Below are 16,264 nucleotides of genomic sequence, written 5' to 3'. Positions count from 1 at the left end.
GTCCCCGATTAATGGTTATCACGCTGCAGTCGACGCTCGAGAGACATCGAGTAGCGCGACATTGCGAAGTTCAGGATAAAGAAGATGGCACCGACGAAGATGAAGGGCTCCCAGTAGATGCCTTTCCAGTTGAAGTCGGCGCGGATGAAGTCCGGGATGCCCTTGAGCGGGTCGAAGAGACCCACGAACACGACCAGCGTCGTATCCTTGAACATGCCGATGAAGGTCGAGACGATGCCCGGGATCGATATCTTCAGCGCCTGCGGCAGGATGATCAGCCGCTGCGCCTTCCAGTAGTCGAGCCCCAGCGCATCCGCCGCTTCGTATTGGCCCCGCGGAAGCGCCGCGAGACCGCCGCGGATCACCTCGGCGATATAGGCCGCGGCGAAGAAGGTCACGAGGATCATCACCCGCAGGATGATGTCGAAATTCGTGCCCGGCGGCAGGAAGTAGTTCAGCAGCAGCGAGGCTACGAACAGCAGCGTGATCAGCGGCACGCCGCGGATGAACTCGATGAAGATCACCGAGAAGGCCTTGACCAGCGGCATGTCCGACTGACGCCCGAGTGCAAGGATGATCCCCAGCGGCAGCGACATCATGATGCCGCCCACGCCCAGCGTGATCGCCAGCAGGAAGCCCCCGAACTTGGCGGATTCCACCGGCTCGATTCCCCAGGGGAGGATCGCCTGCAGACCGCCGATCAGCGGGCCCACCACGAAGAGGAAATAGAGGATCGTCACGAAAGCACCGACCGAGAAGGCCGCGATGGAGCCGATGCGCGACGCGAGCAGCATCAAGATCGCCCCGCCCAGCAAGAAACCCGCGAACACCATGACCGGGGCCCAGCCGGTGCCGCCCCAGAGCAGCCAGACGGCGAGGAACGGGTAGACCGGCGTGAACCACGCCAGCGCACGCGGCACCCAAGTGAAGAGAAGCGGGCCGACCGCCACGAAGAGCAGCAGGAAGGCGAGAATCGGACGCCAGTAGAGCTCCGGCGGGTAGAAGCCGAAGATGAACTGGTGCCACCGCTCGCGGATCACCGCCCAGCAGGCGCCGGTCGCGCCTTCGCCGTAACGGTCGGTGATGATCGTGCGGCACTCCTTGATCGAGTTGGCGTCCCAGACGCCATGCAGGAACCACGGCAGGAAATGCATCACCAGCGTGTAGATCACCGCCACGCCCACAAGGGTCAGCAGCGTATTCAGCCAGCCCGAGAACAGGTTCTCGCGCAGCCATTGGACCGCGCCGGACTGCCCCGCGGGGGCTGGCTGCTGCGGCAGCATCGAGTCGCGGACATAGGCGACGGAATGGGCTTCGGTATCGCTCATCTCACCGCTCCTTCAGCTTCACGCGATTGTTGTAGACGTTCATCACGCCCGAGATCGTCAGCGAGATCGCGAGGTAGATCAGCATCATCAGCGTGATCGCCTCGAGTTCGCGCCCGGTCTGGTTCAGGGTGATGCCGCCCAACGTGCCGCGCAGTTCCAGGTAGCCCACGGCGATCGCGAGCGAGGAGTTCTTCGTCAGGTTCAGATATTGCGAGATCAGCGGCGGGATGATGACCCGCAGCGCCTGCGGCAGGATCACGAGGCTCATCGTGCGATTGGCCCGCAGACCCAGCGCAAAGGCGGCCTCGGTCTGGCCTTTCGAGATGGCGAGAATACCGGCGCGAACGATCTCGGCGATGAAGGCCGCCGTATAGAGCGACAGGCCCAGCCAGAGCGCCACGAAGGAGTTCGACACGTTCGTGCCGCCGGTAAAGTTGAAGCCTTTGATCTGCGGCTCTTCGGGATTGATGCCGAGCGCGATTGCGAGGATCAGCACCGGCCCGAGGATGATGAGGATGCTCTTCCACCACGTGGTCGGCCTCTTCCCGGTCGCCTCCTGTACTTTGGCGGCATGGGTCATAAGCCGCTTGTTCACCCAGATCGAGGCGATCAGCACGATCACGAGCGCGAGGAAGTCGAGCGAGATCGGCGCGAGCGCCGTGTCGAGCGATCCAAGCGAGCGGTCGAAATGCACCGCGGGGATCGCGGTATAGCGGTTGGTGAAGGCGACGGAGTCGAGGATCATCGACGCCTGCGCCTCGCCGGTCTGCTGGTTCACCTTGTAGGCGTTGGGCGACGGGGCCACATCGGTCAGCAGCGCGATCGCCACGAGGATCCAGAGCAGCACCGGGATGTTGCGGAAGACTTCGACATAGACAGTCATCAGCCGCGCCACGAGCCAGTTCTTCGAGAGGCGCAGCACGCCCACGAAGATCCCGATGATCGTCGCGGCGACGCAGCCTAGGAAGGACACCCAGAGCGTGTTGATCAGACCGACCAGCAGCGCGCGGCCGTGGCTCATGTCGTTGTTATACGGGATGATGGCATTGCCGATATCGTAACCGGCCCTCTGCCCGAGGAAGGAGAAATTGAAATCCTTCCCGAGATCGTTGAGGTTCTGGATCACATTGTCCACCAGCCATGCCGCGCCGCCCATCACGAGGATGAAGACGACCACCTGGATCGTCAGGGAGCGATAACGCGTGTCATAGATAAGCTGGCTGAGCCGGAAGCCCTGCTCCGGCGCGTCGGGCGCGCTTGTCATTCTTATTTCCCCTGTTGCCGCGTCGCTGTTTTTGTCAGGCCATTCTTACGGGCCCTTGCGGGGATGTCTCCCCTACGCACGGTCTCTTGAAAACGGATCAGGGGCGCGGATTGAACCGCGCCCCTGCCGGGCCCTCCTTAGCGGAAAGGAGGAGCGTACATCAGACCGCCCTGGGTCCATTGTGCGTTCAGGCCACGGGCCAGACCGATCGGGGTCTGCTCGCCGATGGTCGCTGCGAAGATCTCGCCGTAGTTGCCGTTGGCCTTGATGGCGTTGACGGCCCAGGTCTTGTCGAGGCCGATCATCGCGCCGAGGTCACCCTCGGTGCCGAGCAGGCGGTTGACTTCCGGGTTGTCGGTGCCCTTGGCCAGCTCGTCGATATTGGCCGAGGTCACGCCGTATTCTTCGGCCGCGATCAGCGCGAAGACGGTCCAGCGGACGATGTCGGTCCACTGATCGTCGCCCTGACGGACGGCGGGAGCCAGCGGCTCTTTCGAGATGATTTCCGGCAGGATCACGTAATCCGACGGGTTCGCGAAAGCGGCGCGGGTGGCAGCGAGGCCGGACGCGTCGGTCGTGTAGGCGTCACAAGCGCCAGCGAGGAACTGTTGTTCGCCTTCGGCATTCGAATCAACCGTGATCGGCTGATAGGACATGTTGTTGGCCTTAAAGTAGTCGGCAAGGTTCAGCTCGGTCGTGGTGCCGGTCTGGATACAGATCGACGCGCCGTCGAGTTCCTTGGCCGAGGTCACGCCCGAGTCCTTGCGCACCATGAAGCCCTGACCGTCGTAGTAGTTGGTCGCGGTGAACTGGAGCTTGAGGTCGGTGTCGCGCGAGAAGGTCCAGGTGGTGTTACGTGCCAGCAGGTCCACTTCGCCCGAACCGAGCGCGGTGAAGCGCGTCTGGCCCGAGGTGGGAACATACTTAACCTTCGAGGGGTCGCCCAGCACAGCGGCGGCGACGGCCTGGCAGACCGCGACGTCGAAGCCGGACCAGTTACCGTTGGCATCCGGCGCGGCGAAGCCGACGAGACCGGTGTTCACGCCGCAGATCAGCTCTCCGCGCGATTTCACGTCATCGAGCGTGGCCGCGCCAGCCAGACCGGCAGTCAGCGTCGCAGCCGTCAGCGCGCCGAAAAAGACGGATTTCTTCATTTTTACCTCTTCCTGTTGTCGCCGCTCTGACAGAGCGGTTCTTGGTCCCTCACGGACCTGGTCGATCGTGTCCCATGACACGGAGTAACGAAAGTTTGGTCCATCCGATCAAAGAAGGTCAAGGCTAGTTTCCGGATTTCGTGAGGGTAGCTGCGCAAATCATCGGCAAGTGATGATGCTTTTGGCAGGTCCGTAAGCGGCGTAAGAATCCCGGGCGGTCACCTTTCGGCGAGCGACCAGATTCGAGCCGCGTCACACAGCGCCTCGCGCTTGTGTGCGGCGATCTCGGCCGCCTCTTCGTCCTCCCCCCATTGCGCGATCTGCCAATCCTCGTCGAGCCGCGAGAGCGCCCACGCCTCTTCCGCCGAGAGCCGACCGCGGGCTACCGCCAGCCCCAGAACGAGCGAGCCGGTGATTCCCACGAGATCGTGGAGCGCCGCGAGCGCGAACGGATCGAGGGCTGCGACTTCCGCTTCCAGCCGAGCCAGATGGTCCGCAGGCTGATCGACCGGCAGGATACCCGTCGTGACCTTGAGCGCTGCGCCATAGGTCTGCGCGGCCCACTCCAACAGCGGATCCCATTTCTCGGCCTGAAGATCGACCAGCTCCGCCGGCGCCTCGGCGCGGTAGCACAGAAGATCGGTGCCGCCGAATTCGCAGACATGGGCGACCACCTCGGAATGCTGGCGCGCGACCTTGTCGATCGCGGCGTTGGCCGAACGGGTGACCGGCATCTTGTGGGGCTGGATCGCGCCGTCTTGCGCGTCCCATTCGGCGGCGATCGCCTCGGCATAGGCACGGGTCGGCACGGTCAGCGCGGCTTTCGCCGGCGTCTTCACCGCACGCCCGTCAAGCGCCACGCCGAACCCTTCCGGACGCTCGGTGACGGTGGTTTCTTTCCAGAACCGTTTCGCCGCCCATTCGCTCATGCGCTCATCTCCCACAGGTCCAGAAGTGTCGTTTGCAGCGAGTCGAAATCATCGACCATCCAATGCGCGCCCGCCGCTTCTAGCAGCTGTGGCGCATGGTAGCCCCAGCGCACGCCGATCGTCGCGACGCCCGCGCTGCGGCCCATCGCCATGTCGAAGCTTGTATCGCCGATCATCACCGCGTCGCGTGCGTCCACGCCGGTCTCGCTCAGCGCCGCGCCGATCATCGACGGGTGCGGCTTGGAGGGGTGATCGTCCGCCGTCTGCAGGCTGACGAACAGCCCTTCCAGCCCGTGATGCTCGATCAGCGCGCGCAACCCGCGGCGGGATTTCCCGGTGGCGACCGCCAGCAGCATGTCATCGCGCGCGGCGAGCTTGCGCAGGAGCGCCTCCGCCCCGGGATAGAGCGGTGCGGGAGAGGCGGCGCGGGTGGTCATGTAACTTTGCTTGTAGCCCTCAACGATGCGCGCCTGCGTCTCGGCATCGTGCTCGGGCGCGAGCCGTGCCACCGCGAGCGGCAGCGACAGGCCCACGATCTGGAGCACTTCGGACGCGGCCGGCGCGGGAAGGCCTGCCGCCTCGAACCCGAGCGTCATCGCGTGGGTGATATGATTCTGGCTGTCCGAGATCGTGCCGTCGACGTCGAAGATCGCAAGTTTCATGCTAGATCCTCGAACGGGTCGGCGGGCACGTCTTTCTCGTGCCAGTCCAGCAGGTCCCATGTCCGTTTCATATGTTCGGGCAGCGGCGCGGTCAGGGTGATCCGCTTGCCGCTGATCGGATGATCGAAGCTGATCTGGCGCGCGTGCAAATGCAGCTTGCGGGAGATTTCTCCTCCCAGCTGCGCGCCCCAGCCATCGCCGAGATTCTCCTGACCCGAGCCGCCGTATTTGCCGTCACCGATGATCGGGTTGCCGATCTCGGCCATATGTGCGCGCAGCTGGTGGGTGCGCCCGGTGATCGGCACCAGCGCGACCCAGCTGACCCGCTGCCCGAGGATGTGCAGCGTGAAATAATCGGTAGTCGCGCGCTTGGCGCCCTCGGTCTTGTCGACCTTCGCGGGATGCACGCAGATCATCTTCTCGCCCTCGCCACCTCGGCCATGACCCGGCGCCTTCACGAGGCCGAAGCGGATCGTTCCGGTCTTCGGTTCGGGTGCGCCTGCGACGGCCGCCCAATAGATCTTGCGGGTGGTCTTACCGCGGAACGCCTCTGACAGGCGGCGCGCGACGCGGTCGGTGCGCGCGAGCAGCAGAACGCCGGAGGTGTCCTTGTCCAAGCGATGCACCAGCTTCGGCTTGTCCTTGTAGCCGAACTTCAGCGCCTCGCTCAGCCCGTCGACATGACGGTTGCCCTGCCCCGAGCCGCCCTGCGAGGGCAGCCCCGGCGGTTTGTTGAGCGCGATGATGTGTTCATCCTTCCACAGCACGCAGCTCTGGATGAATTTCGCATCCGCCTCCGAGATGCCCTCGGTCTTCGGCGCGGGCGCGGAATCGGGGATCGGCGGCACGCGGATTTCCTGCCCCGGCGCGACGCGCGAATTGGCCTTTACCCGGCCCTTGTCCACGCGCAGGTCGCCCTTGCGGCAAAACTTCTCGATCATGCCTTGGGACAGATGCGGAAACCGCTTTTTCAGGAACCGGTCGAGGCGCTGTTCGCCCTCTTCCTCGGTGACGGTGATATGCTGGACGCCGCTCATAGCATGGCCCTCATAAGTAGAATGCCCGCGACGAGGCCTAGAAGCCCCGCGCCGACCGACAGTCCGATATAGCTGACTGCCAATGTGACGTCGCCCTTCTCGATCAAGCGATAGGCTTCGAGCGAGAAGGAGGAGAAGGTCGTAAAGCCCCCGAGGAAGCCGGTCGCGAGGAAGGCGTTCCAATGGGTCAGCTGCTTGTCACCAAGGAATACCACGAGCGCGCCCATCAGGAACGAGCCGAGGATGTTCACCGTGATCACGCCCAGCGGGAAGGGCTGCGGGCCGAAGCTGCGCATCATCCCGACGCCCACGAGGTACCGCCCCGATGCGCCCATCGCGCCGCCAAGCGCGACCTGCAAGATCGTAGAAAGCATCGCTGTCTCCTTTGGCGCCGTAAGAGCGGTCACGGGCCTGAATGTCAAGATTTGCGCTGTTCGCGCAGCTTGGCAAACCAGTCGACCCGCTTTTTCAACTCGCGCTCGAAGCCACGCTCGACCGGCTGGTAGAGGACCGGGCGCTTCATCGTGTCGGGGAAGTAGTTCTGCCCCGAGAACCCGTCCTCGGCGTCGTGGTCATAGGCGTAGCCCGCGCCGTAGCCCTGTTCCGACATCAGCTTGGTCGGGGCGTTCAGAATATGCTTCGGCGGCGGCTCCGAGCCGGTCTTCTGCGCCTGCGCCCGCGCCCCCTTGTAGGCGACGTAGCCCGCGTTGGATTTTGGCGCGAGTGCGAGATAGATCACCGTCTGCGCCAGCGCCAGCTCCCCCTCGGGCGAGCCGATGCGCTCGTAGATTTCCCACGCGTGCAGCGCATGGGTCTGGGCCTGCGGATCGGCGAGCCCGATATCCTCCACCGCCATGCGCACGAAGCGCCGCGCGAGGTAGCGCGGATCCTCGCCGCCCTCCAGCATCCGCGCGAACCAATAGAGCGCGGCATCCGGGTCCGATCCGCGCACGGATTTATGGAGCGCCGAGATCAGGTTGTAATGCTCGTCGCCCGATTTGTCGTATTTCGCCGCGCGGCGCATCAGTCGGGTCGAGAGCGCGTCCGTGTCGAGATTGCCGGTCACTCTCCACGCAGCGACCTGCTCGATCAGGTTCAGAAGCGCGCGCCCGTCGCCATCGGCCATCTCCAGCAGCGCCTCGCGCGCCTTGCCGGTCAGCGGCAGGGGACGGCCGAGCGCCTTCTCGGCGCGCTGCGCGAGGCGTTCCAGGTCGGCGAGGTCGAGCCGCTCGAGTACCATGACCTGCGCCCGGCTCAGCACAGCGGCGTTCAACTCGAAGCTCGGATTCTCGGTGGTGGCCCCCACCAGCATGATCGTGCCGTCTTCCATATGCGGCAGGAAGCTGTCCTGCTGCGCCTTGTTGAAACGGTGAATCTCGTCGACGAAGAGGAGCGTGCCCCTGCCCTGCCCGCGCCGAAGCTTGGCAGCTTCGAAAACTTTGCGCAGTTCCGGCACGCCGGTGAAGATTGCGGAAATCTGTACGAAGGCGCGGTCGGAGGCATCGGCCAGCAGTCGCGCGATGGTGGTTTTGCCGACGCCGGGCGGCCCCCAAAGGATCAGCGAGCCAAGCGAGCCCGCGGCCAGCATCGCACCCAGCGGCCCATCGGGGCCAAGCACCTGCTCCTGACCGATCACCTCACCCAGCGTTTTGGGACGGATGCGATCGGCGAGCGGGCGCGGCGCTTCGGGCGCAGGCGCGGAGGGATCGGGGGGCGTGTCGAATAGGTCGGCCATGATGGCGTGAACCTAGTGATTAGCTCGGCTCACGAAAAGCCCCCGTGCGTGTGGGGTCGCACGGGAGCTCTGATCTCCCCCACGCTTTCAATGAAGGTTCTGGGAAAAGTCCATCGACACGACCTGGTTCTTGATCCCGTCGATCTCCATGACCGGCCCCATCGCCGTCATGTCCACTCCAACCCGACCCGCCCAACGCGGCCAATTCGCGTTCAGAAGGGTAAGGGCGGAGCTTGCGCCGAGTTGCCGGGCGGAATTGCCGATTTCCTGCACGAGACGCGCATGGACCTTGCGGCGCAGCGCCATCGGAACGTCATGCGACACGAAAAGACGCGAGCTTTCCCACACGGTCTCGCTGACCGGAGCTTCGTCATAAAGAAGATCGGACGGGATCGTCGCGAGTAGCCCACGCTGCGCGTCGCGGATCATGTAGCTGTAGATCCCGCAGGTTGCCGTCGTGGGCGTGAGACGGTTGCCTGCCAGCACCTTGCCCAGTTCGTCATGGACCACCACCCAGCGGCTCGCCGGGGTGTCATACTGATCATATTCCATGCCCATCGCTTCAGGGAGGTCCCATTTGTTCTGGACGATGAAGAGCTCGCGACGTGCGCGCAGCATGTTTGCGAATAGCTCACCATGATTATGGAAATTGGTGAACGAAAGCGTAGTGGTCTGCATGTCTTCCTCCTGCAGGTTTAACACAGTACAGCCGTGCGGAGGGTCAACAACACTATAACAGGCGGAAATCCTTTGCGCGCTGAATAGCTTCGGCGGTCGTCCGAGCCATCAGTCTTGCGCGCGCAGAATTCAGCCGCGCCTTGAGCGCGCTTTCCGAAATTCCAAGTTTCGCGGCCGCCGCCGCGTGTCGGTCACCCCCAGCAACACAGCGCAGGGCTTCGATCTGAGCTCGCGTGAGTTCCTCAGGCGGTTGAGTCATATCGTGCATTTCACGCACGATAAGCTCGAAGGTCTCGATCTCGGTAAGGTCGAATTCCCGATCATCGCGCGCCATGCTTGCGATAGTACGGGACCGGATCGGGCCGCATGAGACTGTCGCCCCGTAAATAAGACCGTATTTCTTGGCCTCATCGAAGAGACGGAAAGGATCGGGTAGCCGCGGGTCGCTCCACCGGATTGCGCCGGTCTCGCTAAACCCCCAAGCAGTCATTGGGTCGCGGAGCACATAGCCGTTTGCGGTGTAATGATCGAGCCAAGCCTTGTCGTAAGTCTGGAACGTCATCAGCGGCGCCGTAAAACGAATATGCAGTCCAACAAAATAACCACCTGGAGCTAAACGATCCAAGTCACGGAGTTTCAAATCGATTCTGCTCTGTATCGACATATCTTTTTAGACAGTTTGGAATTAACCCGGTCAACTTAAAAGTGTTCGCGCCCTGCGGAGTTCGCTCCGACAGTGGCTTTACGTCCCCACTCGCCCTCGCGTTTACACTCGCGAAAGCTTCACACCTGCGCAATAACCTTTTGCGCGAGAATTGCGTGAAAATGCAGGCGGAAATAAGAAAATCCCGCCCAAAAGGCGGGATTTCCCAGTACTCGTTGATTTCGAAGGGAAATCATCTGCGAGGATCAATCCTCTGCAGCCTCTTCGGCTTCGACGCGTGCTTTATCTGCAGCACCTTTGGCGTCCAGATCGCGGTCGACGAATTCGATGATCGCCATCGGCGCCATGTCGCCGTAACGGAAACCGGCTTTCAAAATGCGAACGTAGCCGCCCTGACGCTCCTTGTAGCGCGGGCCGAGGATGTCGAACAGCTTCGCGACATACTGGTCCTGCTTGAGCTGCGAGGCCGCCTGACGGCGAGCGTGCAGATCGCCGCGCTTGGCGAGCGTGACCAGCTTCTCGATGACCGGGCGCAGTTCTTTCGCCTTCGGCAGGGTCGTCTTGATCTGCTCGTGCTCGATCAGCGAGCCAGCCATGTTGGCGAAGAGCGCCTTGCGGTGCTCATGGGTACGGTTGAGGCGGCGGTAGCCACGTGCGTGACGCATTGTCATTCTCCAATCTTGCGTTTTGCTTTGTCAGGCCGGCGATGCGTGTCACCGACTCACCTTGGGGTCTTGTGACCCAGATAGTCCCCGGCAGTCCGGGCATTGGAGGGGCGTTTAGCCAACGCCCCTCAATTCGTCAATCAGAACTGGTCTTCGAAACGCTTGGCCAGATCTTCGATGTTCTCCGGCGGCCAATCTTCGACTTCCATCCCGAGATGCAGGCCCATGCCCGAGAGCACTTCCTTGATCTCGTTCAGCGACTTGCGGCCGAAGTTCGGGGTGCGGAGCATCTCGGCTTCGGTTTTCTGGATCAGGTCGCCGATATAGACGATGTTGTCGTTCTTCAGGCAGTTCGCCGAACGCACGGACAGTTCCAGCTCGTCCACTTTCTTCAGCAGAAGCGGGTTGAACTCGAGACCGTCGTCCTGGTCCTGCTTGCCAGCCGATTCCGGCTCTTCGAAGTTGACGAAGATCGAAAGCTGGTCCTGCAGGATGCGGGCAGCGAAGGCCACCGCGTCCTCGGCCGACAGCGAACCGTCGGTCTCGACCTTCATGGTCAGCTTGTCATAGTCCAGAACCTGACCTTCACGGGTCGGCTGCACTTCGTAGGCGACTTTCTTGACCGGCGAATAGATCGCGTCGACGGGGATCAGGCCGATGGGCGCATCCTCGGGACGGTTCTTGTCGGCGGCGACGTAGCCCTTGCCGGTGTTAACGGTCAATTCCATGAACAGGTCGGCGCCATCGTCGAGGTGGCAGATCACGTGATCCTTGTTCAGGACCTCGATGCCCGCGGTCTCGGTAATGTCGCCAGCGGTCACGACGCCCGGGCCCTTGGCCGAGATCGAGAGGCGCTTCGGACCTTCAACGTCCATACGCAGAGCCACGCCCTTGAGGTTCAGGACGATATCGGTCACGTCTTCACGAACGCCCGCGACCGACGAGAACTCGTGCAGCACGTTGTCGATCTGGACGCTGGTGATCGCGGCGCCCTGAAGCGACGAGAGCAGTACGCGGCGCAGCGCGTTGCCGAGCGTCAGGCCAAAGCCACGCTCGAGCGGTTCGGCGACGATCGTCGCCTGACGCAGCGGGTCGTTGCCGGGCTTGATTTCAAGCTGCGTCGGCTTGATGAGTTCAGCCCAATTCTTGTGGATCATGCGTTTGCCTCCATACCTGTCCCAGACCCATGCCCAAAGTCGGGGACGCCCGAGGATAAAACCGAAAAATGCGGGCGGGCCGCACGGGAATCCCGCACGGCCCGACCGTCGTAATCTAGATTAGACGCGGCGACGCTTCGGCGGGCGGCAGCCGTTATGGGCGATCGGGGTCACGTCACGGATCGAGGTGACGGTCAGACCGACCGCAGCCAGCGCGCGCAGCGCCGATTCACGACCCGAACCCGGACCCTGAACTTCGACGTCCACGGTGCGCAGACCGTGTTCCTGAGCCTTCTTGGCCGCGTCTTCCGCAGCCATCTGAGCGGCGTAGGGGGTCGACTTGCGCGAGCCCTTGAAGCCCATCGTGCCAGCCGACGACCACGAGATCGCGTTGCCCTGCACGTCAGAGATCAGGATTTTGGTGTTGTTGAACGAGGAGTTCACATGAACGACGCCAGCGGCGATGTTCTTGCGTTCCTTGCGCTTAGCGCGAACCTTATCACGAGCCATTTGTCCTGCCTCCCCTTACTTCTTCTTGCCAGCGATGGGTTTCGCCGGGCCTTTGCGCGTGCGCGCATTCGTATGGGTGCGCTGACCGCGCACGGGCAGGTTGCGACGATGACGCAGGCCACGGTAGCAGCCGAGATCCATCAGGCGCTTGACGTTCATCTGAACTTCACGGCGCAGGTCGCCCTCGACGGTGTAGTTGGCGTCGATATGTTCGCGGATCGCGAGCACTTCGGAGTCCGAAAGCTCGTTGACGCGACGGGTCACGTCGATACCCGTGGCTTCGCAAATCTGCTTAGCCGAATGGGGACCGATCCCGGTGATGTAGGTAAGTGCGATCGGGACGCGTTTCCCGGTCGGAATGTTGACGCCAGCAATACGAGCCAAAGCGTGTATCCTTTCGTTGCGAGCCCGTAACCCCAGGCCCTTTTTTCACAACACGAGGCCCGAAACTGGCGCTTCGGACCCCACGATTAATCCCCGAGGGAATCTCTCCCTTTTCGGAAACGATTCTCATCGGAGACGCCGTGACCTAGAGGTAAACGCCCTCCGGGTCAAGGCTTCTTTTACGATTACCCTTGCTGGTCGAGAATCCGCGCGATCGAGGTCGCTACGGTCTCGATTTCGGCCAGCCCGTCGATCGTGAACAGATCGCCCGCGTGGTAGTAGTAGCCGATCAGTGGAGAGGTCTTCTTGTAATACTCCATCAACCGGGTGCGCAGGCTTTCTTCGTTGTCATCCGCACGACGCTTCACGTCGGTGCCGCCGCACTTCTCGCATTTGCCATCCGCGGGCCAGGGCTTGGTCTGATCATGATAGACCTCGCCGCAACCACCGCAGGTCGAGCGGCCGGTGATGCGGGCGACAAGCGCCTCGTCATCGACCTGCATCTCAATCACCGCGTCGAGCTTGGTGCCCATCTTGGCGAGCAGCTTGCCCAGGGCGTCGGCCTGGCCCAGCGTCCGCGGGAAGCCGTCGAAAATGAAGCCTTCGCCACCGGCGGCGAGCTTTTCCTCGATCAGACCGATGACGATCTCGTCGGTCACCAGCTGGCCTTTGGCCATCACCTCGGCGACGACATTGCCCATCTCGGTGCCGGAGTCCTTCGCCTCTCGCAGCATGTCGCCGGTCGAGAGCTGGACCATGCCGCGCTCTTCGACGAGACGGCGGGCCTGGGTGCCCTTGCCCGCGCCAGGCGGGCCGAGAAGAATAATATTTGCCATGTCGGCTCCCCCTGAAAACGCTTGGCGGATTTAGCGGCGCGCGGGCGGCTTGCGCGGCCCCTTCTTCTTCTTGCCCGAACGGCCGCGAAGCTGCGAACGCTCGATCAGACCCTCGTATTGGTGGGCCAGAAGATGCGACTGAATTTGGTTGATGGTGTCCATCGAAACGGTGACCACGATCAGAACCGAGGTGCCGCCGAAGTAGAACGGGATGGACAGCTGCGAACGCAGGATCTCGGGCAGAAGGCAGACCGCAGCGAGATAGGCAGAGCCGATCACCAGAACGCGGCTGACAACGTAGTCGAGATATTCCTCGGTCTTCTTGCCGGGACGGATGCCGGGCACGAAGCCGCCCTGATTTTTCAGGTTATCCGCGACCTCGTCCGATTTGAACGACACGTTCGCGGTGTAGAAATAGGCGAAGAACACGATCATCGCGACGTAGAACAGCAGATACAGCGGCTGCCCCGGGCCGAAATAGGCGAGGATCGTCGACATCACGGGACCGGTGTTCTGGCCCGAGAAAGTCGCGATGGTGGTCGGCAGCAGCAGGAGCGACGAGGCGAAGATCGCCGGGATGACGCCCGCCGGGTTCACCTTGATCGGCAGGTGGCTGGAGCCGCCGTCATAGACCTTCATCCCCACCTGACGGCGCGGATACTGGATATGGATCTTGCGCAGCGCGCGTTCCATGAAGACGACGAAGGTGATCACGATCGCGATCATCAGGATCACCCCGAGGATCACCGGAGTGGAGATCGCACCCGCACGCCCCTGCTCGAGGAAGCGGGCCAGAGCCGCCGGGATTTCCGCGACGATACCGACGAAGATGATGAGCGAGATGCCGTTGCCGATGCCGCGTGCGGTGATCTGCTCACCCAGCCACATCAGGAACATTGTGCCGCCGACGAGCGTGATGACCACGGCTGCGACGAAGAACAGGCCCGGATCGTGTGCCAGATCGCCCTTCTCGAGCGAGACGGCCAGCCCCCATGCCTGGAAGGTCGCCAGGGCCACGGTCGCATAGCGCGTGATCTGGTTGATCTTCTTGCGGCCCTGTTCGCCTTCCTTCTTCATCTGCTCGAGTGCGGGCACCAGAGCGGTCAGAAGCTGGATGATGATCGAGGCCGAGATATAGGGCATGATGCCGAGTGCGAAGACACCCATCCGACCGAGCGCGCCGCCCGTGAACATCGACAACACGCCGCCAAGGCCGGAGCCCGCGCTTTGCATGAATTCGCGCAGTGCCTGCGCGTCGATGCCCGGAACCGGAATATAGGTGCCAAGGCGGTAGATGATCAGCAAACCAATGGTGAAGAAGATGCGCTGGCGCAGCTCGGTGGCTTTGCCCAGGGCGTCCCAGCTGAGGTTCGCCGCCATTTGCTCTGCAGCAGATGCCATATGCTCGTCTCTTTCATGTAAAGCGCCGCCCAACCGGTTCCCGGTCGGCGGCGCCTAGAAAACCTTCGCCTATGTAATCGGGCCGGGGCCCGCTCACAACAGCTTATTCAGCGGCCTGCGCCACCGTGACCGAGCCGCCAGCCTTCTCGACAGCCTCGATGGCCGATTTCGAAGCGCCGGTGACCTTCAGAGCCACTTTCGACTTGATGTCGCCCTTGGCGAGAACACGCACGCCATCGAGCTTGCGGCGCACGACACCGGCCGCGACCAGAGCGTCTTCGGTGATGTCCGATTTCGCGTCGAGCTTGCCGGCTTCGATGAATTTCTCGATCTGGCCGAGGTTCACGACGTTGAACTTCTTCGCGTTCGGCTTGGTGAAGCCACGCTTCGGAAGACGACGATAGAGCGGCATCTGGCCGCCTTCGTAACCGTTCAGGGCCACACCCGAACGCGACTTCTGACCTTTGATACCACGGCCAGCCATCTTGCCCTTGCCCGAGCCGGGACCGCGGGCGACGCGCTTTTTCTTCTGGGCCGCGCCTTCGTTGTCGCGCAGTTCATTGAGTTTCATATCGCTTCTCCTTGCCGGAACACCTTCCCGAAGCGAGTGCGGAAGGGACACGGCTTTTTGCGTTGATTCTGATGCGGCCGTCGGGCCACCGGGGGCGTATAGTGCGTTTGCCCCGCGCACGCAACTCCCGCGTTCGCGCTTCGAGCAGTGGCTTGGGCTGCCGTTCCCCCTCGTCTGCCCGGGGACATTTTCTCCGCCTCGCTTGACCTTCCCACCCCCCTCTCGCTACTGCAGATGCAGTATTTGCGAGGGACATTCATGACGCGCATCCTGATCACCGGCACCGCGGGCTTCATCGGTTACCATCTGGCGAAGCTGCTGCTCGACGAAGGTTACCGGGTGCATGGCTATGACGGGATGACCGACTATTATGATGTCGCCCTCAAACAGCGCCGCCATGCGATGTTGCTGCAGAACCCGAATTTCTCCGCGACCGAGGGGATGCTCGAAGACCTCGAGACCTTCGACGCGATGGCGGATGAGTTCAAACCCGAGATCATCGTCCATCTCGCAGCTCAAGCCGGCGTGCGCTACAGCCTCGAACAGCCCCGCGCCTATATCGAGGCGAATATCGTGGGCACCTTCAACGTGATGGAGGCCGCGCGCCGCCACGAGGTTAAGCACCTGCTGATGGCCTCGACCTCGTCGGTCTACGGCGCGAACGAGGACATGCCCTATGCCGAGACCGACAAGGCAGACACGCAGCTGACGATCTATGCGGCGACGAAGAAGGCGACCGAGTCGATGGGCCATTCCTATGCTCATCTGTGGAACCTGCCGACGACCATGTTCCGCTTCTTCACGGTCTACGGGCCGTGGGGCCGTCCCGATATGGCGCTGTTCAAGTTCACCGATGCGATCCTGAACGACCGCCCGATCGACATCTATAACCATGGCGAGATGTATCGCGACTTCACCTATGTCGAAGACCTCGTGCGCGGCATCCGCCTGTTGATCGATGCAGTCCCCGAGCGCCCCGCCTCGCGCGACGAGATCGCCGAGGGCGACAGCCTTTCGCCCGTGGCCCCCTACCGGATCGTCAATATCGGCAATTCCGACAAGGTGAAGCTTCTGGATTTCGTCGATGCGCTGGAGACCGAGCTGGGCCGCCCCGCAAAGCGCAATTACATGGAGATGCAGAAAGGCGACGTGCCCGCGACATGGGCCGATGCCTCGCTTCTGCAAAGCCTTACCGGATACCGGCCGCAGACGAATGTCCGCGAGGGGATCGCGAAATTCGTGGCGTGGTTCCGCGACTATTACGGGAAATAACCGGGCCGCCCCTTGCC

Annotated in this window: 18 protein-coding genes; 1 reads left to right on the top strand and 17 read right to left on the bottom strand. The window is 62.6% G+C overall.

The features are described from left to right. Positions 1-8 precede the first annotated feature (8 nt). The 17 genes from B6V76_RS16235 to rplO form a co-directional block, all read right to left on the bottom strand. Positions 9-1,328 (bottom strand): amino acid ABC transporter permease, encoded by a 1,320-nt coding sequence (locus B6V76_RS16235; RefSeq protein WP_075775958.1) that lies wholly within the window; start codon positions 1,326-1,328, stop codon positions 9-11. 1 nt (position 1,329) lies between these two features. Further along, the gene (locus B6V76_RS16230) at positions 1,330-2,592 is read right to left on the bottom strand and encodes an ABC transporter permease subunit (RefSeq protein WP_075775957.1); all 1,263 of its coding nucleotides are present in this window, start codon (positions 2,590-2,592) and stop codon (positions 1,330-1,332) included. A 137-nt stretch (positions 2,593-2,729) separates the two neighbouring features. Continuing rightward, a complete protein-coding gene (locus B6V76_RS16225) occupies positions 2,730-3,746 on the bottom strand; it encodes an amino acid ABC transporter substrate-binding protein (RefSeq protein WP_075775956.1) in 1,017 nt (338 codons plus the stop codon). 218 nt (positions 3,747-3,964) lie between these two features. Beyond that, complete coding sequence (locus B6V76_RS16220) at positions 3,965-4,675, bottom strand: ATP12 family protein (protein ID WP_088727928.1); 711 nt, start codon at positions 4,673-4,675, stop codon at positions 3,965-3,967. Further along, positions 4,672-5,337, bottom strand: a complete 666-nt coding sequence (locus tag B6V76_RS16215; protein ID WP_088727927.1) for an HAD-IA family hydrolase — start codon at positions 5,335-5,337, stop codon at positions 4,672-4,674. Before B6V76_RS16215 ends, B6V76_RS16220 begins: the two co-directional genes overlap by 4 nt. Further along, positions 5,334-6,374 (bottom strand): RluA family pseudouridine synthase, encoded by a 1,041-nt coding sequence (locus B6V76_RS16210; protein WP_088720339.1) that lies wholly within the window; start codon positions 6,372-6,374, stop codon positions 5,334-5,336. Before B6V76_RS16210 ends, B6V76_RS16215 begins: the two co-directional genes overlap by 4 nt. After that, positions 6,371-6,748: a fluoride efflux transporter CrcB gene (crcB, locus tag B6V76_RS16205; protein WP_075775952.1), complete on the bottom strand. Its 378-nt coding sequence runs from the start codon at positions 6,746-6,748 to the stop codon at positions 6,371-6,373. Before crcB ends, B6V76_RS16210 begins: the two co-directional genes overlap by 4 nt. Before the next feature lie 44 nt (positions 6,749-6,792). Further along, positions 6,793-8,109: a replication-associated recombination protein A gene (locus tag B6V76_RS16200; protein WP_075775951.1), complete on the bottom strand. Its 1,317-nt coding sequence runs from the start codon at positions 8,107-8,109 to the stop codon at positions 6,793-6,795. Between the two features lie 87 nt (positions 8,110-8,196). Continuing rightward, positions 8,197-8,787, bottom strand: coding sequence for an acyl-homoserine-lactone synthase (locus tag B6V76_RS16195; RefSeq protein ID WP_075775950.1), 591 nt, complete (start codon positions 8,785-8,787; stop codon positions 8,197-8,199). Positions 8,788-8,839: 52 nt separating this feature from the next. After that, a complete protein-coding gene (locus tag B6V76_RS16190; RefSeq protein ID WP_075775949.1) occupies positions 8,840-9,451 on the bottom strand; it encodes an autoinducer binding domain-containing protein in 612 nt (203 codons plus the stop codon). A gap of 245 nt (positions 9,452-9,696) precedes the next feature. Beyond that, entirely contained in the window at positions 9,697-10,116 is a 420-nt protein-coding gene (rplQ, locus tag B6V76_RS16185; RefSeq protein WP_075776021.1) for a 50S ribosomal protein L17, read from the bottom strand. A 140-nt stretch (positions 10,117-10,256) separates the two neighbouring features. Then, on the bottom strand, positions 10,257-11,273 hold the full coding sequence (locus B6V76_RS16180; protein WP_075775948.1) for a DNA-directed RNA polymerase subunit alpha: 1,017 nt from the start codon (positions 11,271-11,273) through the stop codon (positions 10,257-10,259). A gap of 120 nt (positions 11,274-11,393) precedes the next feature. Then, positions 11,394-11,783 (bottom strand): 30S ribosomal protein S11, encoded by a 390-nt coding sequence (rpsK, locus tag B6V76_RS16175; protein ID WP_038076914.1) that lies wholly within the window; start codon positions 11,781-11,783, stop codon positions 11,394-11,396. 15 nt (positions 11,784-11,798) lie between these two features. Then, the gene (rpsM, locus tag B6V76_RS16170; RefSeq protein WP_075775947.1) at positions 11,799-12,167 is read right to left on the bottom strand and encodes a 30S ribosomal protein S13; all 369 of its coding nucleotides are present in this window, start codon (positions 12,165-12,167) and stop codon (positions 11,799-11,801) included. Positions 12,168-12,352: 185 nt separating this feature from the next. Beyond that, complete coding sequence (locus tag B6V76_RS16165; RefSeq protein ID WP_075775946.1) at positions 12,353-13,003, bottom strand: adenylate kinase; 651 nt, start codon at positions 13,001-13,003, stop codon at positions 12,353-12,355. A 30-nt stretch (positions 13,004-13,033) separates the two neighbouring features. Then, a complete protein-coding gene (gene secY / locus B6V76_RS16160; protein ID WP_075775945.1) occupies positions 13,034-14,404 on the bottom strand; it encodes a preprotein translocase subunit SecY in 1,371 nt (456 codons plus the stop codon). A 103-nt stretch (positions 14,405-14,507) separates the two neighbouring features. After that, a complete protein-coding gene (rplO, locus tag B6V76_RS16155; protein WP_075775944.1) occupies positions 14,508-14,975 on the bottom strand; it encodes a 50S ribosomal protein L15 in 468 nt (155 codons plus the stop codon). A gap of 258 nt (positions 14,976-15,233) precedes the next feature. Between rplO and B6V76_RS16150 the strand changes: the two genes are divergently transcribed. Continuing rightward, the gene (locus B6V76_RS16150) at positions 15,234-16,247 is read left to right on the top strand and encodes an NAD-dependent epimerase/dehydratase family protein (RefSeq protein ID WP_088722962.1); all 1,014 of its coding nucleotides are present in this window, start codon (positions 15,234-15,236) and stop codon (positions 16,245-16,247) included. Positions 16,248-16,264: the final 17 nt, after the last annotated feature.

The organism is Thioclava sp. IC9 (genome assembly GCF_002213225.1).
GTDB classification, from domain to species: domain Bacteria; phylum Pseudomonadota; class Alphaproteobacteria; order Rhodobacterales; family Rhodobacteraceae; genus Thioclava; species Thioclava nitratireducens.
This window is presented reverse-complemented; position numbering and strand designations above follow the sequence as displayed.